Source organism: Peteryoungia ipomoeae, from assembly GCF_004912165.1.
Taxonomy (GTDB): Bacteria; Pseudomonadota; Alphaproteobacteria; order Rhizobiales; family Rhizobiaceae; genus Allorhizobium; species Allorhizobium ipomoeae.
This window is the reverse complement of record NZ_STGV01000002.1, coordinates 59287-78465: the sequence shown is the minus strand read 5'-3', so window position 1 is coordinate 78465 and position 19179 is coordinate 59287. Positions and strand designations below refer to the sequence as shown.

Here is a 19179-nt window from a genome sequence, read left to right as displayed (position 1 = left end):
GCGTCAGCGCCTTCGGCAAGATCCGCGCCCCTCTGGGGCGCGGATTTCTTTTTGAGCCTTGCGTGAGGCTTTTGACGCCGTTTCAATCCGCCATTTTGGGTGGGTTCGGCGCTTGCTATCTTCCTTCGCCCTTGTTTAATAAGCACAGTTAATGATTTGTTAACTGTGCGACGAGGCCGCCATTGGGCGGTCAGCATGATGCCCGCTCGTCGCGACCGGCTCGTGGTGCCGGATGCGCATACCAATTTTCAAGGGCATTCTGCATGACCAGTATTATGACCAACGCCGCCGCCATGGCAGCGCTTCAGACCCTTCGTCAGATTGATACCAATCTTGAGATGACCCAGCGACGGGTCTCTTCGGGCTACCGGGTCGAAACGGCGTCGGACAATGCTGGTTACTGGTCGATCGCGACAACCATGCGCTCGGACAATGCGGCGCTTTCCACCGTTTCGGACGCGCTGGGTTTGGGCGCTGCGACCGTTGATACCGCTTACACGGCTCTCGACAATGTCGTGGAGGTCATGTCCTCGATCAAGGCGAAGCTTGTTGCCGCCAGCGAGCCGGGCGTCGACAAGAACAAGATCAACGAGGAGATGAAGCAGCTGAAGAACCAGCTCGTTTCGTCCGCGCAGTCCGCTTCCTTCTCCGGGGAAAACTGGCTCTACAATTCGGGTGTCAATCCGCTGGGCGTCAAGCAGGTTGTGTCCTCCTTCGTTCGCGGCGCCGATGGCAGCGTTCAGGTGACGACGCTGGATTTCGACACGGCGGATTCCATTCTGATCGACATCCAGGATTCGAGCCGGGGATTTCTGACGAAGGCAATCGACGCGTACCCGCTTGTCGAAAATCAGCCACTTCCCGTGACGCGGCGAGACTATTTCCTGCTGGATATGGGCGACGCCCCCGTGGCCGTTCCTCCTGATACCGTCAATGAAATTGCCATCGACACCAGCACCACCAAGGAACAGCTCGACGACATGATCGCGGTTGTCGACAATATCATCCAGCAGCTGACGGATTCTGCAGCCACCCTGGGCGCCATTACTAGCCGCATCGAGATGCAGGACAACTTCGTCTCCAATCTCATGGACGTGATTTCCAAGGGCGTCGGACGTCTTGTCGACGCGAACATGAACGAGGAATCGACACGTCTGAAAGCCCTGCAGACCCAGCAACAGCTCGGTATCCAGTCGCTGTCGATTGCCAATACCAGCGCTGAAAAGCTCCTGACACTCTTCCAGAACTGATGGCGGTCCCGGTCGGGGCTTTTGCCCCGCCACCTTCACCGATTACGTCTCGTTTGCGCCTACACCCTCGCGCAAGTTTGGTCCCCTAGCGTCCTGACTGAAAATGGCACAGCTCCACGCTGATGCCGCTTACCCGAAAGTAAGATCGAACAACGACAATGACCGACGCTTTTCGGGACGCCACGATGACCGATCTACCCGCTGTGTTGGGCCAGAATCCTGGTCCCTCGCACCTCGCCGATGGAGGCGATTGCCAATGACCATGCCACTGACGCGATACCTCAAGGATTTCTCAGCCCCGCCGTCGCCGCCTGCGCCGGTGGCGCCTGCGTTTGATTTTGCCGAAGATGATGGTCTCGATCTGGCGTTTCCCGCGCTGCCGGAACCTGATCCGGTGGATATCGAAGCGGTGAAGCGGGAGGCGTTTGCAGAGGGCCACGAGGCCGGTGTCGCGGAGGCAACCGCAAGCTTCGAGGTCGATCGTCAGGCGCTGGAGATCGGTCACGCCCAGATGCTCGCGGAGCGCGACGGTCGTCTGCGAACCGAGTTTGCCAAAGCACTGGGCGAGCAGCTCCCGAACCTGATTGCTCAAATGTCGATTGCCGTCAGCGAACAGGTGGCGCGCGCGCTCGTTCCGCTGTTCAGCGAAGCGGTTGCTGCGCGGGCCGTGGACGCTTTGGCCAAGCAGATCGAGGCTGCTGTCGCCAGTGGCGAGGTCGGCACAATCACGGTCAAGGGGCCGCGCGGTCTGTTTGAAGATTTGTCGGCAGCCATGCCTGAGCATGCAGCGCTTCTGCGCCACACGGAAGCCGAGGATCTCGATCTCTCGGTCGAGTTCGGCGATGCCGCGTTGGTTACGCGGATCTCGGCCTTTGCGGCCAGCCTGAAGAAGGTCATGGAATGAGCGACGAAAACCACCACCACGGCAAAAACGAAATCATCATCGTCAAGCGGCACAAGGGCGACCACGACGGCGCCCATGGCGGCGCATGGAAGATCGCCTTCGCCGACTTCATGACAGCAATGATGGCCTTCTTTCTTGTGATGTGGCTGGTCAATGCGTCGAACGAAGAAACCAAGGCATCGGTCGCGAGCTACTTCAACCCGATCAAGCTTGCCGACGAAAAGCCGACCGAAAAGGGGCTGAAGAAGCCCGTCGATCAGGCCGAGGGCGAGGAAAAGAAAGAGCGCTCGCAAGTTGATGAGCAGCAGGACAAGGTAGGGTCGGCTGCTGCAACCGGTGAGGATATGACCGCCTCATCAGGTGAAAACGCCAACTATTCAGAAGCAGACTTCTTCGAGAATCCCTATTCCGTTCTGGCAGAAATTGCGCAGGAAGTCGGCCAGCAGGCCAATGTCAGCGCAAAAGGCGAGGGCGGTGCAGCCGATTCCGGCCCTTCAACGGGTGCCCAGGGCGGTGAGGCATACCGTGATCCCTTCGATCCGGATTTCTGGACACAGAAGGTGCAGACGGCGACTGGCCCGACAGGGGAAGCAACCGAAGCGCCAAACCCTTCCGAGCAGCAGACAGTCGTAACCGACGAGACCACGCCGCCGGATGGCGAGCCGCAAGTGGCGCTTGTCGTGCCCGGTCAGAAGCCTGTCATGGACGCTCAGGTGATGGACCAGGCACAGGAATCTGTGGCTGTCGACACCAACGATGCCAAGTCTGATGCGGTTGATACTGCGAAGACAACAATGGCAGAAGACAAAGACAAGTCCACCGAGCAGCAGCTCGAAGCAAAGCAGGCTGAAGCCGAGGCGCTGAAGGAAACGATTGTTGCCGCAATCGGCGGCGGCGCCGGCAAACTGCCCGAAGGCCTGATCGTGACGCCTGCCGAAGGCGGTATTCTTGTGACCATCAGCGATCAGAGCGAGGACCCGATGTTCAACGTCGGATCGGCGGTACCGCGGCGCGATCTCGTCGTTGCCATGGAAAAGATCGGCGCCCTGCTGAAGGACAAGCCTGGCCAGATCGTGATCCGCGGTCATACCGATGGTCGTCAGTTCCGCGGTACCGAAAACGATAACTGGCGCTTGTCGATGGCCCGCGCGCATTCGGCCTACTATATGCTGGTGCGTGGTGGTCTGTCGGAAGGGCGTGTCGAGCAGGTCTCTGGCTTTGCAGACCGTCGATTGCAGGTTCCGGAGGATCCGCTGGCAGATGCAAACCGGCGTATCGAGATCCTGATCCAGGCGGAGCAGGGCTGATCCATGAAGCTCACACGCTTTTCTCTCTCGCTGCTGGCTGGCTGTACGGTTGCCCTGATGGGCAGCCTGCCGGCGCGCGGCCAGGGCACGGAAAGCATCGAGCCGTACCGGATGCTGAGATCGCTGCAATTCGTGCAGGACAGCGTGGTGCGTGGCGATCACTCTGCCGCCGACATGCAGCGTTTCATGTTGAGCACGATCGACAAGCGTCTGCGTGAGGTTGATCCCGAGGTCTTTTCGGACCCGCGCAACATCGATGCGGCCCTCATTTACGCCATGAGTGGCGGTAATCCCCAGACGCTCGAATATCTGATTGCCCGTGATATCAACGGGCATTTCGATACACGCGTTGCCGACGCGCTGCGCAAATATCTGAGCGGCAAAGGCACACTGGTTGCCAAGACGATGGGCGAGATCCTGGCCGAATACAAGGAAACCGAGATTGGTCCCTATCTTGCGTTGGTCGCGGGCAATGTCACGATTTCCCTCGATCCGGCCGCAGCCTTGAAGCATTATGACTGGGCGCGGTTGACGGCGCCCGGGACCATCGTTGAAGAGGCGGCGCTTCGCCGTTCGCTTGCAATTTCTGTCGAAGCAGGCCTTCTCGATGAGGCCAGCCGCTATGCCAATAGCTACGCGCGCCGCTTTCTCTATTCTCCCTATGCAAGCCAGTTTGCCGATCTGTTTGTCGAGCTGGTCGTTGCCAATCCAAAGGCGATCGATCCGGCAGATGTCGATGCGACCCTTCTCTACATGGACAAGGACCGGCGTCGAGAGGTCTATCTGAGAATGGCGCGCCGTGCGGCAATTCTGGGCCATGGTGAACTTGCGCTCATGGCATCTGAACAGGCAAAGCGTCTTTCGGGAGAGGCCGCGGCGGATGATGCCATGGCCAAGCTTTACGGTACGCTCGTCAAGGTCCCCACCGAAGGGGTCAGTGATGCCATGGCGGTTCTGAACACCATTCCGACGGACGCCCTTTCTCCAAGAGACAAAGCTTTGCGCCAGGCTGCAGAACTGGTGGCGAAGGAAGTTCTGCGCAAACCGGAGCCGGCTGCGCCGGAGGTTATTGGGCCGGTTGTTCCGGCGTCCGCAACGCCTGCCGATGCAGAAATGGCCACTGCGGACCCGGAGCTGCAAGATCCCTTTGCGCCCGTGCCAGATGCGGCAGTCCCGCCGGCGGCATCGGAGCCGCCATCGGCCGATGCAGCTCCAGTGGCAGCCGAAGGCGAGGCTGCTGAGCCTACCGCTGCTGCCGACGCAACGCCCGAGCAAGCAACGGAGTCCAAAATGGATCCTCAGCTTGAGACCTTTTTGGAAACAGGCCGGTCGAAGCTGAACGCGATTGATGATCTCCTCAAGGAGGAAGACCCATGACGATGATGGATGCACTATCGACGCCTCGCGGCCCCGCGACCGATACGGGTATCGGACGCGCTGGCACCGCCGGTCGCGGCGAGACGCAAGGGGAGGGGGGCTTCTCCAAGGTCATGTCCAGCACCGGGCAGCAAGGCGGCCAGAATGGTGAACCGTCGGACAAGCAGGGCATGGATGATACCGTGCTTGAAGGCGGCGAAACGGGGGTGGACGCAAAGCAATCCCAGACAGGCGCTGGCGAAAAGGCAACAAAGCCGATCATCGATATCTCTTCGGCCCTGGTGCGGGACGTTATGGGCAAGCACCTAGGTTCCAAGGATGCGCATGCCAGTCAGGCCGGATTGAACGATGAGAAAACTGGCAAGGCCAATGGCAAGTCGGATGATCCCAGAGGCGTCCGGGCCAAAGGCGAGCTGAGCGCTGCCCTCGAGCAGGCCGTTGACGTGCTGGTCGATCCGGCTGCCGGGGAGATTGTCGATCCCGATCACGAGCTTGATGCCGTTCCAACCGGGAAGGGCAGCGGGGCGGATGATGCCTTGCAATTGCTCGTCGCTTCCATCGGTGATGGCGCTTCGGCTGCACCTCAAGGTGATGGCGCGGGCAACCGGCAGGCGATGGGAGACACGGTATCCGACAGACTGTTGGAGGCTGGCCATCTGACGGGTCAGGTTTCCGCTGATGCTGATGGTGGAAACCAGCAGGCCAGCGATCGCGGTTCGTCAGATGACAAGACTTTCCGTTTCGTCCGGGTGGATGGCAAGGGGGAGCCACTGGTGCTGCAGGCGGCGGAGAAAGCGGCAGCTGCAGCAGATGAGGGCGTTCAGGTCGAAACCGTTACGGTCGTGGACAGTCGCCGTATCATCGCACCGGCTTCCACCTCCAATGGCGCCAACATTACCGCGGCGATGCTGGGTGACAGCGAGTGGCTGAGCGCCATGCAGCCGGGCTCGGAGCTGGCAAATGCGGCAACGCAATCCAGCCAGGGGCGTGTGGTCCATACCTTGAAGATCCAGATGACACCCATCGAATTGGGCAATGTCACGGCCACGCTCAAGCTTGTGGGCGAAGAACTGAGCGTCCAATTGACCGTCGACAATCAGGCAGCGCTTCGTCAGTTGCAGGCCGATCAGTCCGACATGATCAACGCCCTGAAAGCCCAGGGGCTTGCCGTGGATCAGGTTCAGGTCACTCTCCAGATCGCACCAGGCGACAAGAGCGCTGGCAGTGGACAGGACGGGGCATCGGGCCAGCAGCTGGGCCAGCAGGCGCAGCAATCGGGCAGCCAGAGCGGAAACCAGGAGCGCCGCAGCGCGCCATTCAGCCAGATGGGACAAATCGATGATCGCGGTGCGCAAGAGCTTTCGGTTCCCTCTTCCGATGCTGCTCGCGCTCGCCCTGACCAGCTTTACCTCTGAAGCCGCAGCGAGCACGGGATCTTGTGAAGGCGCGATCGTTGAGGCCGCGCAGCGCTATGGCATTCCGGCGGGAATTCTCTATTCGGTGGGCCTGACAGAGACGGGGCGCAAGGGGTCTTTACAGCCCTATGCAATGAACGTCGAAGGCAAGGCCTACTACTTCAAGACACTGGATGAGGCGCTTGCCGGCTTCGATGCGGCGCGCTCGTCCGGCAAGAAACTGATCGATGTCGGCTGCATGCAGATCAACCAGCACTTCCATGGGGAGCACTTTACGTCTGTCGAGGCCATGTTCGACCCCGGCCGCAATGTCGAATATGCCGCCCACTTTCTGAGCAATCTTCATCGCAGACACGAAACCTGGACCATGGCGGTGGCGCGCTACCACGCCGGTCCCAACAACGATCCGGCGCAGAAGCGCTATGTGTGCCGCGTGATCGCCAATCTGGTCGCCACAGGCTACGGAAACTGGACAGGGCAGGCGCGGGAATTTTGCGGTGAATAGCAATCGTAAGTTGCTTGACGATCACAATTATGGCGATTTGCGAATTGCGGCAAGACTGTGATTTAGTGCCACATTCAGTAGCTTGCGTGAAACTTGCGTTAACTTTTAACTAAATTTCTTGTGCTGACTTGCCGCTGTACCTACTACATCTAGGTCAAATCGCGCCTTAAAGGTTAATCAACTATTAATATCTATAGTTAACTTCCCCCAGTTGTCCAGAAATCGCCCGATTCGTACCCATGGCTATCGCAACACCACACTGATTCGGAGGCGGACGAATGATCGTAGTGGTTGATGAGCGCGAGCTCGTTAAGGACGGCTATACTTCACTATTTGGGCGCGAGGGCATTCCCTCGACAGGATTTGATCCCCGGGAGTTTGGGGATTGGGTCAGCACGGCGGCGGATTCCGACATTGCGGCGGTCGAAGCCTTCTTGCTGGGGCAGGGCGAAATGACGCTCGAATTGCCCCGTGCGATCCGGGATCGGACCCAGGCGCCGGTGATCGCAGTCAGCGATCAGCCCTCTCTTGAGGCAACCCTTGCCCTCTTCGACTGTGGCGTCGATGACGTGGTGCGCAAGCCGGTTCATCCTCGTGAAATCCTGGCCCGTGCAGCAGCCATCCGGCGTCGTCTGCGTGCCATCACCAATTTTACCGAGATCGGTCCGATCAAGGTCTTTTCCGACGGCCGTGATCCCGAGATCGCCGGCGACGTCTTCCCCCTGCCGCGCCGCGAGCGCCGCATTCTCGAATATTTGGTCGCAAACCGCGGCCGCCGCGTGTCGAAGACGCAGATCTTCAACGCGATCTACGGCATCTTCGACGAGGAAGTCGAAGAGAACGTCGTTGAAAGCCATATCTCCAAGCTGCGCAAGAAGCTGCGCAAGAAGCTTGGCTTCGATCCGGTCGATTCCAAGCGCTTCCTTGGCTACTGCATCGACTGGTCCTGAATAGCCTGCATAGCGGGCCCGGCAAACGGCCCCTCCGACATGTTCGGACGGGGCCGTTTTCAATGGAAGAGGTCGGTTTTTCAGAGACAGCTTCACGCAAGGCCCACCGAATAGTCTCAGTCATAATCACGGATACGAGGATTTACTATGAGCCTTTATGGAACGATGCGAACCGGTGTCTCCGGCATGAATGCCCAGTCCAACCGACTGAGCACGGTCGCCGACAACATCGCCAATTCCAGCACGGTCGGCTACAAGAAAGCCTCCGTGCAGTTCTCCTCCATGATCCTGCCGACAACCAACGGTGCCTATAACTCCGGCGGTGTCGAGACGGACGTACGTTACTCCATTTCGAGCCAGGGCACGTTCAGCTACACGACCTCGACGACGGACATGGCAATCAACGGCGACGGCTTCTTCGTTGTCACCGGTGCCGATGGTACGCCCTACCTGACGCGCGCCGGTTCTTTCGTGCCGCAGGAAGACGGCACGTTGAAGAACACCGCCGGCTACACGCTGATGGGTTACAAATACGATTCCAACGTAGACCCGACGATCGTGGTCAATGGCTTCGACGGCCTGGAGCCAGTCGATCTCTCGGGGTCGGGTATCTCCGCCGTTCCGACAACTGAAGCAATTCTCAACGTCAACTTGCCGAACGGTGAGGCCCCTGGTTTTCAGCAGAAGACCTCACTGAAGGTCTTCGACAGCCAGGGTTCAAGCCGGCTGATCGAATTTACCTACGAGAAGACGGCTGCCAACGATTGGACCGTCACTGCTGTTGAAGTGGAGGGTGGCACGACGGTCGTTGCGACGCAGCCACTGACATTTGATGCTGCTGGAAAGCTTCTCACGCCGGCTTCGGGTCAGCTGGTGATCGACGGTTACATGATCAATGGTGCCGAAGTCGGGGGCGGTGTTCCGGCACCTGCCGGCGGTATCGCGCTTGAAATCGGCAACACCACGCAGCTCGCCTCGCCCTTCTCGGTCGAAGAGGGTGATGCCAACGGCAACGCGGCGTCGAAGGTCAAGGGCTACGAAATCGACGAGGCCGGCATTGTATCGCTGGCCTATGAGAACGGCGACCTCGTTCCTCAGTATCGCGTGGCGCTTGCCAGCGTGCAGAGCCCGGACGAGCTGAACCCCGTTGCCGGCAACCTCTACACCCAGTCGAACTCGTCGGGCGTCATCGTCATGGGTTACGCAGGCTCCAGCGGCTTCGGCTCGATCATCTCCGGCGCGCTTGAAGACTCCAATGTCGACGTGGCCGAAGAACTGACGGCGATGATCGAGTCCCAGCGTAACTACACGGCAAACTCCAAGGTATTCCAGACCGGCTCCGAATTGATGGAAGTCCTGGTCAACCTGAAGAGATAATCGAAAGAGTAGGTTAGTCCTATGTCGCTTGCATCGTCGCTCAACACGGCCAATTCGATTTTCCGAAACACCTCGCAGCAGACTGCGGTGCTTTCGACGAACATCGCCAATGACGGCAACGAGAACTATGTTCGTCGCCAGTCCGTCGTTGTGCAGACGATCTACGGCGCCACGTCGACACAGAACGAGCGGTCGCAGCACATGGCGCTGTTGCGGCAGCTGTCATCGGCAACGTCGCAGCAAAGCGCGCAGTCGAACCTGCTCGACGGGCTGACCACCCTCTCCGACGCCTTGGGCGGCAATGACTACGAACTGTCGCCCTCCACCTACCTCGCAAACCTGCAAAGCAGCCTGCAGTCGTTTGCGGCGGCACCGGGCGAGTATGCGCTCGCATCGACCGTTGTCACCGACGCCATCGACGTTGCCAATTCGCTGAACAATGCGACCGCCGCAACCCAGACGCTGCGCGGCGACGTCGATGCTCAGATCTTCGAGCAGGTGGAAACCCTCAACAAGTTGTTGGCCGAGTTCAAGACCGTCAACGATACCGTTGTGCGCCTGACGGCCACCAAGGAAGATCCGAGCAATTACCTGGACCGGCGTGACACGTTGCTCAAGGAAATTTCCAAGATCGTCGGCGTCAATGTCAACATGCGCGACAACAGCGACATGGTGCTCTACACGACCGACGGCACGACACTGTTTGAGACAGACCCGCGCGAAGTCAGCTTCGTGCGTACCTATACCTACGATTCCACCGTTACCGGCCTGCCGATCTTTATCGATGGAACGGCAGTTCGTGCCGGCGTCGGCGGCAACACGGATGGCCAGGGATCGCTCGCCGCTCTCGTGCAGCTGCGAGACGTTGCAGCACCGATCTTCCAGACCCAGCTCGATGAGATCGCGCGCGGCCTGATCGAAGCATTCCAGGAAACCGATGCTGGTGGTCTGAACCCACTGCCGGGCCTCTTCACCTGGTCTGGCTCCACCGTTCCTGCAACGGGGACCGTTCAGCCTGGTCTCGCAGCCCTCATCCGCGTGAACAATGCTGTCCGGTCTGATGCCGGCGGCGATCCGATGCTCCTGCGCGACGGTGGGATCAATGGTGCGGGTTACATCAAGAACACGGCCGGTGCCACAGGCTATACGGCGCTCATCAACGCCTATGTTGATCAGCTTTCGGCCGAGCGCGCATTTTCCGCCGATGCCGGCCTGAAGACCACGGCAACCATCCTCTCCTTTTCCAGCAATTCCATCGGCTGGCTTGAGGAATTGCGGTCCAACGCCACCTCGGCCGAGGAAAACAAGACGGCGCTCTATGAGCGCAGCTTCCAGACCTATTCCGCCAAGACTGCGGTTAGCCTGGATGAAGAACTCTCTCTGCTGCTCGATGTAGAGCAGTCCTACAAGGCTGCGGCGAAACTCGTCTCCACCGTGGACGAAATGCTGCAGGCTGTCCTTCAAATGGCGGGGTAACCCCTAATGTCGACGTCCAGCGTATCCAATCTTTCCATACAGACCTCCATGCGCCAGACCATTCGTCAGGCCCAGATGGAACTCTTGAAGGCACAGCAGGAGGTCAGCACCGGCCAGTTCTATGATGTCGGTGCGGAGCTTGGCAGCAAGACGTCGACAGTCATCGACCTGAACCGCGAAAGCATGCGGCTGGGGTCGATGGTCAGCAACAATTCGATCGCGACCCAGCGTCTGTCGGCCTCGCAGGAAGCGCTGAAGCAGATCTCAACTGCTGCTGAAGACATGAACAATGCGCTGATTACCATTTCCGGGTCTTCCAATACGGATACGATCGGCACGACCGTCATGACCGTGCAGAATTCGCTGTCGACCATGATCAGCATGGCGAACCAGTCGGCCAATGGTGAATATCTGTTTGCCGGTATCAACACGGATGTGCAGCCGCTTGCGCCTTATGACGCGACATCTCCGGCCAAGCTCGCCTTCGACGCGGCCTTTACGACCTATTTCACATTCCCGCCGACCGACACTGTCGGAACTGCGACGATCGCGGCAACCGGTGCAGCGCCAAGCATGGAAGACTTCATCACCAACGTGCTGGAGCCGATGTATACGGGCGCTGACTGGAACACCGATTGGTCCGGCGCAACCGATGAAGTCATGACCAGCCGCATCACGCAGTCCGAGACGGTTGCGACCTCGGCATCCGCGAATGCCAATGGCTTCCGCTTTTTCGCGCTGTCGTCCGTGATCACCCAGGAACTGCTGCTGATCGGCGCGCCCGCGAATGCGGTCAATGTCGCCGTGAGCAAGGCGATTGAATACACGGGACGGGCGATCACCGGGCTGAATTCGACCAGGTCCAGCCTCGGCTTGTCGGAAAACCGGATCGAAAAGGCCGATGCATCGCTCAAGGTGCAGATCGATATTCTGGAAACCAGCCTTTCGAGCAAGATTGAAGTGGATGCGTACGAAGCCTCGACTCGCGTTAACTCTCTGCTTTCCATGGTGGAAGCTTCTTACACGCTAACCGCGAAGATCCAGGGACTGTCTCTTGTAAATTACCTTTGATGAGCAAAGGGTGAAATGACACTGAAGGGCGACTGAATGTACCAGTTTTCATACGCCGAAATCATGGAGGATGGCGTTGCCGACGCGAAGGATCGCGAACGGCAGGCCCTCGACCGCTGTATTGAGCTGCTCGGCGCAGCCCGCAACACCTCTGGTTATAGCCGGGAAGCCATTGAAGCGATCTACTACACCCGCCGGGTCTGGATCCGCCTCGTGGAAGATCTGCAAAATCCGGAGAACCAGCTCGAAGACGAAGTTCGGGCCAATCTGATTTCCATAGCCATTTGGATACTGAAGGAATGCGACCGTATCCGGAAGCGCGAATCCAACAACTTCCAGGGCATCATCGACGTGACAACCATCATCAGGGATGGACTTAAATGAAGAGCACTTTGCGCATCTCGCTCAAGTCGGGCGAACGTATTTTTATCAACGGAGCGGTGCTGCGTGTCGACCGCAAGGTTGCTCTCGAGTTCATGAATGACGTCACCTTCCTCCTGGAAAACCACGTCCTGCAGCCGGAACAGGCAACCACGCCTTTGCGTCAGCTCTATTTCATCGCGCAGATGATGCTGATCAATCCGGAAGGCAAGGATCAGTCGATGGCGATGTTCCGCAAGTCGGTCATCATGCTGCTCTCCTGCTTCGAAAACGAGGAAATCCTCGCGGAGTTGAAGCGCATCGACGGCATGGTGTCCTCCGGTCGCGCATTCGACGCGTTGAAGGCCATCCGCTCGCTCTATCCGATCGAGGATCGCATCCTCAACAATCAGGAAATGGCGCCCGCGACCATCGAACAGATCCGCAAGGAGATCGCCCCATGGCGGTAGACACAGTCACGTCGGCGACAACCACGCCGACGACCAATGTTCCGACCTCGAGTGCGTCTACAGCAAAGTCGGCTGCAAGCGCATCGGCCAAGGCCTCCGTCGACTATCAGAGCTTCTTGAAGCTTCTGATTGCCCAGATGAAGAACCAGGACCCGACAGACCCGATGGATGCCAGCCAGCAGATTGCCCAGCTGGCGACATTCTCGCAGGTCGAGCAGTCGATCCAGATGAACTCGAACCTCGAAACCTTGATCAGCGGCAACGCCCTGACCAATGCGTCTGGTTACATCGGCAAGACGATCACCAGTGCCGACGAAAAGACCACCGGGGTCGTGGCATCCGTCCGTGTCTATTCCGACACCATGGTCGCAACGACCACGGACGGCAAGGAAATCCCGATCGTCGTCGGCGTCCGCGTCGGTACATTGCCGCCGAAGACCCCCACGACGCCCACCACGTAAAAGTGCTAAGCCTTCCGGAGTGGAGGGCATGATTCGCCACTCCGGGAGAACAGTCTCATGAATGAGGCAGATGCACTCGATATCCTGCAGGCCGCCATCTGGACGATCGTCGTGGCCTCAGGCCCGGCCGTTGCTGCTGGCATGATTGTCGGTGTGGTCATCGCCTTGATCCAGGCGCTGACGCAGGTGCAGGAAATGACGCTCACCTTCGTGCCGAAAATTCTTGCCATCATGATCACCATCGGCATTTCCGCTCCGTTTGTGGGAGCACAGATATCCCTGTTTGCCAACATGGTGTTTTCGCGCGTCCAATCCGGTTTCTAGCCACCCTCGCGCAAGCTTCAGTCTCTAGCTCTTGAGGCAGACTGCCGGAAGATGTGATTCCGGCTGACTTCTCATGAAGAGATGGGCAAGACATGGCGCAACCTCCTGCACTCGTAATTCCGAAGGCCAGTCCGCAGGGCCGAGATCTCGGCTTCGCCTTCGGTATTGTCGCAATCCTGTGCATCCTCTTCCTGCCGATCCCGCCATTCATGATCGACATGGGGTTGGCCTTCTCGATCGCCTTTTCGGTGCTGATCCTGATGGTCTCGCTCTGGATCCAGCGTCCGCTGGATTTCTCGTCCTTCCCGACGATCCTTCTGATCGCGACCATGATCCGCCTGTCGCTCAACATCGCGACGACCCGTGTGATCCTGTCGCACGGTCACGAAGGACACGGTGCCGCCGGCGGTGTCATCGAAGGCTTCGCCAACCTCGTGATGGGCGGCGACTTCGTGATCGGTCTGATCGTCTTCATGATCCTGATCACGGTGAATTTCATCGTCATCACCAAGGGCGCCACCCGTATCGCGGAAGTCGGCGCCCGCTTTACCCTCGATGCCATTCCCGGCAAGCAGATGTCGATCGACGCGGATCTTTCCGCCGGTATCATCGACGAGAAGGAAGCCCAGCACCGCCGCAAGGAATTGGAGCAGGAAAGCTCCTTCTTCGGCGCCATGGACGGTGCTTCGAAATTCGTGCGCGGCGATGCCATCGCCGGCCTCATCATCACCGCGATCAACGTCGTCGGCGGTATCATCATCGGCTATTTCCGCCACGGCATGGAATTGGGCCAGGCCGCTGACGTCTTCGTCAAGCTGTCAGTTGGTGATGGTATCGTTTCGCAGGTTCCGGCACTCATCGTTTCGCTGGCCGCCGGCCTTCTCGTGTCGCGCGGCGGCACGCCGGGTTCCACGGATCAGGCCGTCGTCAACCAGCTGAGCGGCTATCCCCGCGCGCTTTTTGTTGCCGCTGCCCTGATGGCTGCTCTTGCTCTCGTGCCAGGACTGCCGTTCATACCTTTCGTCGCGCTGGGCGGCATCATGGCTTTCGGCGCCTGGTTCATTCCGCGGCAGATCGAAGCCGAGCGACAGGCCAAGCGCGATCAGGAAGAGAAGCAGGTCATCCAGACCAAGGAGGCCGAGAAGGAATCGGTGAAGTCCGTACTCAAGACCTCCGAGATCGAGCTCGCGCTCGGCAAGATGGTCTCGACAAGGCTTCTCGGCGCGCATCAGGAGCTCGCCTTCCGCGTCGGCAAGATGCGCAAGAAATTCGCCAGCCAGTACGGGTTTGTCGTGCCTGAGATCAAGGTCACGGACGATATCGGCATTCCCGAAAAATCCTACCAGATCCGTATCCATGGTACGACCATCGCATCCAACAGCTTGCGCGTCGGCGAAGTGCTTGTGGTAACCGGCTCGGGTCGCAAGCCGAAGGTGCCCGGCGACGAGATCCGAGAACCCGCCTTCGGCATGCCCGCCGTTTCGGTCCTCGAAACCTTCACCGAAGAACTGAAGCGCGAGGGCTTCCACCCCATCGACAACGTTTCGGTCGTGCTCACCCACATGAGCGAAGTGATCCGCAACAACCTGCCGCAGCTTCTTTCCTATAAGGACGTGAAGATCCTGATCGACAGGCTGGACCCGGAATATAAGAAACTCGCAGACGAGATCTGCTCGTCGCACATGTCCTATTCGGGCCTGCAGGCGGTCTTGAAGCTGTTGCTGGCCGAGCGCGTCTCTATCCGCAACCTCCACCTCATTTTGGAAGCCGTTGCCGAACTCGCGCCGCATGTCCGTAAGACCGAGCAGATCGTCGAACATGTGCGCGTGCGCATGGCCCAGCAGCTCTGCGGCGATCTGACCGACAACGGTGTCTTGCGCGTCCTGCGTCTAGGCTCGAAGTGGGATCTCGTCTTCCACCAGGCGCTGAAGCGTGATGCGAAGGGTGAAATCGTCGAATTTGACATCGACCCGCGCAGCCTCGAGGAGTTTTCCGAGCAGGCAAGCAGGGTAATCCGTGAATTCATGGATAAGGGCCTGCCCTTCGTGCTTGTCACATCGCCCGAAACGCGGTCCTATGTGCGCATGATCATCGAGCGACTCTTTGCAACCTTGCCCGTGCTCTCGCATGTCGAACTCGCCAAGGGCATCGAGATAAAGATCCTGGGTTCCATTTCATGATAGCCGACCCGCAGGGGACAGTTCTGGTGCTGTTTGCGATCTTCTGTCGGATCGGAAGCTGCATCATGACCCTGCCGGGTTTTTCGTCCGCCCGCATTGCCGTGAATGTCAGGCTGCTTCTGGCCGTGGCCATCTCGATGGCGTTTACGCCGCTCCTCTTCGATACGGTCTATCCGCGCGTATCCGCGTCTGGCGCCAGCATGATCGGCGTCATCGTGGGCGAAATATTGATTGGTGCCATGTTCGGGCTGGTGCCACGTTTCTTCGTGCTCGGATTGCAGTTCGCCGGCACGTCGATCTCTATGGCCATCGGCCTGAGTTCTCCCGGATCGGGCGATGTTCTCGAAGATTCCAACGAAACGGCATTGACCAATATCATCAGTTTCGCGGGTCTGCTCATTCTCTTTATGCTCGATTTTCATCACGTCGTTTTTCAGGCGCTCGTTCGCTCCTATGCCGTGATGCCGATTGGTGGGATGCCGGACGCGCAGAAGATGCTGATCACGCTGACCGACACGCTGTCTGCGACGTTTCTCCTGATGCTGCGGCTGGCCAGCCCCTTTCTTATCTTCGGCCTGATGTTCAACGTTGCCGTCGGCCTGGTGAACAAACTCGCGCCGCAGATCCCAATCTTCTATATCTCGACACCCTATCTGCTTCTGGGTGGCCTGCTGCTCCTGTACCTGTCGATTTCGGCGCTGGTTGTGCAGTTTGCCCGCTATTTCCCCGTCATCTTCGACTTCTGAAACGGAGGGAACCATGGCGCCGCAAAAGAAATCCGACAAGCTCAAGCGCCTGGTCGCCGTTCAGCGGCACATGGAGCGCATGGCCGAGAGCGACGTGCGACTGACGACATCGCGCATCGAGGAAAACAATGCCTCGATGGAAACCGTGATGAACGCCATCGGCTCCCTGGAGCCCGTCCACCGGCTTTTCGCGCAAAACTATGCAGACCGTTTTGATCGTCTGGCCAATACGGGCAAGCAGCTGGCCAGTCTGCAGCAGGTGCAGGAAATGAAGGTCATGCGGGAAAGGGCCAAGGGCGACCGGCTGGAAGAGAGCATGCGCGACGCGCGGGATCTTGAGGATCGCGAGGCAGAGGACGACGCGATCTACGATCTTCTCGATATCCGCTATGCGACGCCAGCCTCCAGCAAGGTTGAAGAGAGATAGTCCGTCAAACACCTATCGAGGATTTGACCCGTGGCTATATCCCCTCCGAGCGATCTCGTTCTGGATGTCGTGCGCGCTGCAGACCCGCTGCAAGTAGCCGCCGCCCAGGAGCAGTTGAAAGTCAACCGCGCCAACTTCGCCGCAACCAGTCTGGCTGAAAAAGGCGAGGGATTCGGCGCGACCGTCGATATCCTCAACCGCACGACCTCGGCTGCTCGTATAGAGCTTTCCGCCGATCGCACGGAAGCGCCCGGTACGCCGCCAAAGGTCTACCGCGACTTCGAGGCCGTCTATCTCACCAATTTTGTCCAGTCCATTCTGCCTTCCGAGAGTGAGGAAGTGTACGGCAAAGGCAATGCTGGCGAGATGTGGAAGAGCATGATGGCCGAGCAAATCGGTGGCGTCCTGGCCCAATCCGGGGGCGTCGGCATTGCCAAGCAGATGTATGCCGATGCGCTGCAGCGTCAGCGCGGTGAAGATGCGGTGAATGCCAAGACAGATGCGACCGATCTGAATGCCGCCATGAGCTGGGTCACTGATCTGGAGCGCCGCACGCTCGGTGCGGGATCGAGCGACAAGAATTCCTGATATAATTTCAAGACTAGGGTGCAATTCATGGAAGTGATTTCAAGCGAATACCGCGTCAAGACGGTTCTGAGCCGGCTGGAGCGCATCATCGACAATGAGAATGAGCGTATCGGCAAGGACCCGGAATTCGATTTCAAGATCTCGAATGCCCACAAAAGCAGGTGCCTCTACGAATTGACGATGCTGTTCCGCGACACCGATCCGTCAGAGTTCGCGGTCAACTACGTCGACCAGCTGCATACGCTCAAAGACAAGCTTGCCGTCAATGCCCGCCGCGTCGAAGCGCATCTCAACGCCGTCAGGGCAGTTGCGGATCTTCTGAAGAATGCCGTGCAACAGGCCGATGGTGATGGTACCTATTCCCAGGAACAGTTCATCTTCAGCGAGTTCTGATGGGAAAGCTTCTGGCCATAGGGCTGTGGGCCTGTCTGGTAACCCTCGGTGCAGTCTACGGGGCAATCTATTTTGCCACGGCGCCGAGCGAGCCGGCGGGCGAACCGGAAAAGGCCTTGCAGCTGGTCCGTGGTGAATCGATCACCGTTCCGGTCATTCAGCAGGGCGGCGTGACCGGATATTTCCTGACGCGCATCTCCTTCATGGTTGACCAGGAAAAGGCCAAGGCCGAAGAGCTGCCGATGACCGAACTGATGACCGACCAGCTCTTCACGATGCTGACCGGCGACAAGATGGTCGATCTCGACAACGTCAACGATTTCGACGTCAATGCATTCCGGGACAAGATCAAGACGCAGATGAATGAACGGCTGGGCGGCGAGATCATCCAGCAGGTCCTGATCGAACAGATCGACTATGTGTCGCAAACAGAGGCAAGGCGTGCAGCTGACGGTCAGTCCGGCCCGATGGAGCGCACAAAGATCGCCGAGGAGGCCGTGCCCGAAGATGCCAAGCCGGCATCCGGCCATTGACGCCTTTACGGGCGGTTTCAAGCGGTTAATTTTCCATGAAAGGCTCGGAGCCAATCCGGGCCTTTTCGTTTACCCGGATTTCAGGCTTACCGCATAGGGTCATCCGGCCCGGCATCAGGACCCGATCATGAAATCCATCACTTTGCACGACGCGGCCTCTGCCCCCTCTGAAAGGAGGAGCGCCGCTCACGACACGCGGGTGATCAGTTCGCTAGCCATCTTGGGAGCGCAAGTCGCCAACCTCGATTGGAGCAGCGCCCTCGCACTGATCGAAGAGCGGCTCGGCGAGGACCAAAGCTTTACGCACATTGCCTTCCTGAATGCCAACAATGCGAATATCATGGTGAGCGACGAAGGCTACCGCAGGGTCCTTGGACGCAGTCTTGTCCTGCCCGACGGGATCGGCGTCGATATCGCTGCTCGCATTTTGTATGGGGACCGGTTTCTCGCCAATCTGAACGGCACAGATCTTGTCCCGACCCTGTTGACCTATGTGGAACGTCCATTGCGCGTCGGCCTGCTGGGCGCAAAGCCCGAGGTGCTGGAAAAAGCCACTGCAAATTTGCAGCAGCATGCGCCTTGGCACCAATTCATCTGTATCTCGGACGGCTATTTCGATCCCGCGCAGCCCGAGGTGGTCATTGACAGACTTGCAGCATCGAACCTCGATCTCCTTCTGGTGGCCATGGGCACGCCCCTGCAGGAAAGCTGGATTGATCGCAGCCTCGGTTCCGGCGAGGTGCGCGTGGCTATGAGCGTCGGCGCGCTTTTTGATTTCGTCTCCGGTGACATTCCGCGCGCGCCCTCGTGGGTCAGGGCGCTGCGACTTGAATGGCTCTACCGCTTATGGCTCGAGCCCTCCCGCCTGTGGCGCCGCTACATCCTCGGCATTCCGGTCTTCCTTTTCCATGTCCTCAGCGAGAAACGCCGCGAGGCTCCGGTCCGCTGAAGGTGCTCTGAAGCGCTTGCCTGTTGATTGCTGCGCAATTTGACCGCATAGGGGGCGGGGACAGGCAATTGCCGTGCATCAAGCGGGATTAGCCTCTTGCCAATGGATACGGGGAT

The 19179-nt window shown here is 58.9% G+C and carries 21 protein-coding genes; all 21 read left to right on the top strand.

The window, feature by feature from the left end; genetic code table 11:
* The first annotated feature begins 263 nt into the window (after positions 1-263).
* The 21 genes from FAA97_RS06825 (at position 264) to FAA97_RS06725 (ending at position 19063) form a co-directional block, all read left to right on the top strand.
* Positions 264-1250 (top strand): flagellin N-terminal helical domain-containing protein, encoded by a 987-nt coding sequence (locus tag FAA97_RS06825; protein WP_136597797.1) that lies wholly within the window; start codon positions 264-266, stop codon positions 1248-1250.
* A gap of 256 nt (positions 1251-1506) precedes the next feature.
* Entirely contained in the window at positions 1507-2154 is a 648-nt protein-coding gene (locus tag FAA97_RS06820; RefSeq protein WP_136597796.1) for a GTPase, read from the top strand.
* On the top strand, positions 2151-3461 hold the full coding sequence (locus FAA97_RS06815) for a MotB family protein (RefSeq protein ID WP_136597795.1): 1311 nt from the start codon (positions 2151-2153) through the stop codon (positions 3459-3461). Before FAA97_RS06820 ends, FAA97_RS06815 begins: the two co-directional genes overlap by 4 nt.
* Positions 3462-3464: 3 nt before the next feature.
* Positions 3465-4838, top strand: a complete 1374-nt coding sequence (motC, locus tag FAA97_RS06810; protein ID WP_136597794.1) for a chemotaxis protein MotC — start codon at positions 3465-3467, stop codon at positions 4836-4838.
* Positions 4835-6253 carry a flagellar hook-length control protein FliK gene (gene fliK / locus FAA97_RS06805; RefSeq protein ID WP_136597793.1) on the top strand — a complete coding sequence of 473 codons (1419 nt, stop codon included), beginning with the start codon at positions 4835-4837 and terminating at the stop codon, positions 6251-6253. Before motC ends, fliK begins: the two co-directional genes overlap by 4 nt.
* Positions 6216-6758, top strand: coding sequence for a transglycosylase SLT domain-containing protein (locus tag FAA97_RS06800; RefSeq protein ID WP_136598301.1), 543 nt, complete (start codon positions 6216-6218; stop codon positions 6756-6758). The genes fliK and FAA97_RS06800 overlap by 38 nt, the downstream gene beginning before the upstream one ends.
* Before the next feature lie 278 nt (positions 6759-7036).
* A complete protein-coding gene (gene rem / locus FAA97_RS06795; RefSeq protein WP_136597792.1) occupies positions 7037-7708 on the top strand; it encodes a transcriptional activator Rem in 672 nt (223 codons plus the stop codon).
* A gap of 147 nt (positions 7709-7855) precedes the next feature.
* On the top strand, positions 7856-9085 hold the full coding sequence (locus tag FAA97_RS06790) for a flagellar hook protein FlgE (RefSeq protein ID WP_136597791.1): 1230 nt from the start codon (positions 7856-7858) through the stop codon (positions 9083-9085).
* A 21-nt stretch (positions 9086-9106) separates the two neighbouring features.
* Positions 9107-10561, top strand: a complete 1455-nt coding sequence (gene flgK, locus FAA97_RS06785; RefSeq protein WP_136597790.1) for a flagellar hook-associated protein FlgK — start codon at positions 9107-9109, stop codon at positions 10559-10561.
* A 6-nt stretch (positions 10562-10567) separates the two neighbouring features.
* Positions 10568-11632, top strand: coding sequence for a flagellar hook-associated family protein (locus FAA97_RS06780; RefSeq protein ID WP_136597789.1), 1065 nt, complete (start codon positions 10568-10570; stop codon positions 11630-11632).
* A 36-nt stretch (positions 11633-11668) separates the two neighbouring features.
* Positions 11669-12016: a flagellar biosynthesis regulator FlaF gene (gene flaF, locus FAA97_RS06775; protein WP_136597788.1), complete on the top strand. Its 348-nt coding sequence runs from the start codon at positions 11669-11671 to the stop codon at positions 12014-12016.
* Positions 12013-12462 carry a flagellar biosynthesis repressor FlbT gene (gene flbT / locus FAA97_RS06770; RefSeq protein ID WP_136597787.1) on the top strand — a complete coding sequence of 150 codons (450 nt, stop codon included), beginning with the start codon at positions 12013-12015 and terminating at the stop codon, positions 12460-12462. The genes flaF and flbT overlap by 4 nt, the downstream gene beginning before the upstream one ends.
* Positions 12453-12923 (top strand): flagellar hook assembly protein FlgD, encoded by a 471-nt coding sequence (flgD, locus tag FAA97_RS06765; protein WP_136597786.1) that lies wholly within the window; start codon positions 12453-12455, stop codon positions 12921-12923. The genes flbT and flgD overlap by 10 nt, the downstream gene beginning before the upstream one ends.
* Before the next feature lie 57 nt (positions 12924-12980).
* Positions 12981-13247, top strand: coding sequence for a flagellar biosynthesis protein FliQ (gene fliQ / locus FAA97_RS06760; protein ID WP_136597785.1), 267 nt, complete (start codon positions 12981-12983; stop codon positions 13245-13247).
* A 92-nt stretch (positions 13248-13339) separates the two neighbouring features.
* A complete protein-coding gene (flhA, locus tag FAA97_RS06755) occupies positions 13340-15427 on the top strand; it encodes a flagellar biosynthesis protein FlhA (protein ID WP_136597784.1) in 2088 nt (695 codons plus the stop codon).
* Positions 15424-16173 (top strand): flagellar biosynthetic protein FliR, encoded by a 750-nt coding sequence (gene fliR, locus FAA97_RS06750; protein ID WP_136597783.1) that lies wholly within the window; start codon positions 15424-15426, stop codon positions 16171-16173. The genes flhA and fliR overlap by 4 nt, the downstream gene beginning before the upstream one ends.
* A 13-nt stretch (positions 16174-16186) precedes the next feature.
* Positions 16187-16600, top strand: coding sequence for a hypothetical protein (locus FAA97_RS06745; protein WP_136597782.1), 414 nt, complete (start codon positions 16187-16189; stop codon positions 16598-16600).
* 30 nt (positions 16601-16630) lie between these two features.
* Positions 16631-17188 (top strand): rod-binding protein, encoded by a 558-nt coding sequence (locus FAA97_RS06740; RefSeq protein WP_136597781.1) that lies wholly within the window; start codon positions 16631-16633, stop codon positions 17186-17188.
* Positions 17189-17215: 27 nt separating this feature from the next.
* Complete coding sequence (locus FAA97_RS06735) at positions 17216-17581, top strand: hypothetical protein (RefSeq protein WP_136597780.1); 366 nt, start codon at positions 17216-17218, stop codon at positions 17579-17581.
* On the top strand, positions 17581-18114 hold the full coding sequence (locus FAA97_RS06730) for a flagellar basal body-associated FliL family protein (protein WP_136597779.1): 534 nt from the start codon (positions 17581-17583) through the stop codon (positions 18112-18114). The genes FAA97_RS06735 and FAA97_RS06730 overlap by 1 nt, the downstream gene beginning before the upstream one ends.
* Positions 18115-18241: 127 nt before the next feature.
* The gene (locus FAA97_RS06725) at positions 18242-19063 is read left to right on the top strand and encodes a WecB/TagA/CpsF family glycosyltransferase (RefSeq protein WP_136597778.1); all 822 of its coding nucleotides are present in this window, start codon (positions 18242-18244) and stop codon (positions 19061-19063) included.
* The last annotated feature ends 116 nt before the right edge of the window (positions 19064-19179 follow it).

Coding starts and splice junctions, on each gene's coding strand:
- FAA97_RS06825 (WP_136597797.1), top strand. CDS start 264: ATGACCAGTATTATGACCAACGCCGCCGCCATGGCAGCGCTTCAGACC.
- FAA97_RS06820 (WP_136597796.1), top strand. CDS start 1,507: ATGACCATGCCACTGACGCGATACCTCAAGGATTTCTCAGCCCCGCCG.
- FAA97_RS06815 (WP_136597795.1), top strand. CDS start 2,151: ATGAGCGACGAAAACCACCACCACGGCAAAAACGAAATCATCATCGTC.
- motC (WP_136597794.1), top strand. CDS start 3,465: ATGAAGCTCACACGCTTTTCTCTCTCGCTGCTGGCTGGCTGTACGGTT.
- fliK (WP_136597793.1), top strand. CDS start 4,835: ATGACGATGATGGATGCACTATCGACGCCTCGCGGCCCCGCGACCGAT.
- FAA97_RS06800 (WP_136598301.1), top strand. CDS start 6,216: ATGCTGCTCGCGCTCGCCCTGACCAGCTTTACCTCTGAAGCCGCAGCG.
- rem (WP_136597792.1), top strand. CDS start 7,037: ATGATCGTAGTGGTTGATGAGCGCGAGCTCGTTAAGGACGGCTATACT.
- FAA97_RS06790 (WP_136597791.1), top strand. CDS start 7,856: ATGAGCCTTTATGGAACGATGCGAACCGGTGTCTCCGGCATGAATGCC.
- flgK (WP_136597790.1), top strand. CDS start 9,107: ATGTCGCTTGCATCGTCGCTCAACACGGCCAATTCGATTTTCCGAAAC.
- FAA97_RS06780 (WP_136597789.1), top strand. CDS start 10,568: ATGTCGACGTCCAGCGTATCCAATCTTTCCATACAGACCTCCATGCGC.
- flaF (WP_136597788.1), top strand. CDS start 11,669: ATGTACCAGTTTTCATACGCCGAAATCATGGAGGATGGCGTTGCCGAC.
- flbT (WP_136597787.1), top strand. CDS start 12,013: ATGAAGAGCACTTTGCGCATCTCGCTCAAGTCGGGCGAACGTATTTTT.
- flgD (WP_136597786.1), top strand. CDS start 12,453: ATGGCGGTAGACACAGTCACGTCGGCGACAACCACGCCGACGACCAAT.
- fliQ (WP_136597785.1), top strand. CDS start 12,981: ATGAATGAGGCAGATGCACTCGATATCCTGCAGGCCGCCATCTGGACG.
- flhA (WP_136597784.1), top strand. CDS start 13,340: ATGGCGCAACCTCCTGCACTCGTAATTCCGAAGGCCAGTCCGCAGGGC.
- fliR (WP_136597783.1), top strand. CDS start 15,424: ATGATAGCCGACCCGCAGGGGACAGTTCTGGTGCTGTTTGCGATCTTC.
- FAA97_RS06745 (WP_136597782.1), top strand. CDS start 16,187: ATGGCGCCGCAAAAGAAATCCGACAAGCTCAAGCGCCTGGTCGCCGTT.
- FAA97_RS06735 (WP_136597780.1), top strand. CDS start 17,216: ATGGAAGTGATTTCAAGCGAATACCGCGTCAAGACGGTTCTGAGCCGG.
- FAA97_RS06730 (WP_136597779.1), top strand. CDS start 17,581: ATGGGAAAGCTTCTGGCCATAGGGCTGTGGGCCTGTCTGGTAACCCTC.
- FAA97_RS06725 (WP_136597778.1), top strand. CDS start 18,242: ATGAAATCCATCACTTTGCACGACGCGGCCTCTGCCCCCTCTGAAAGG.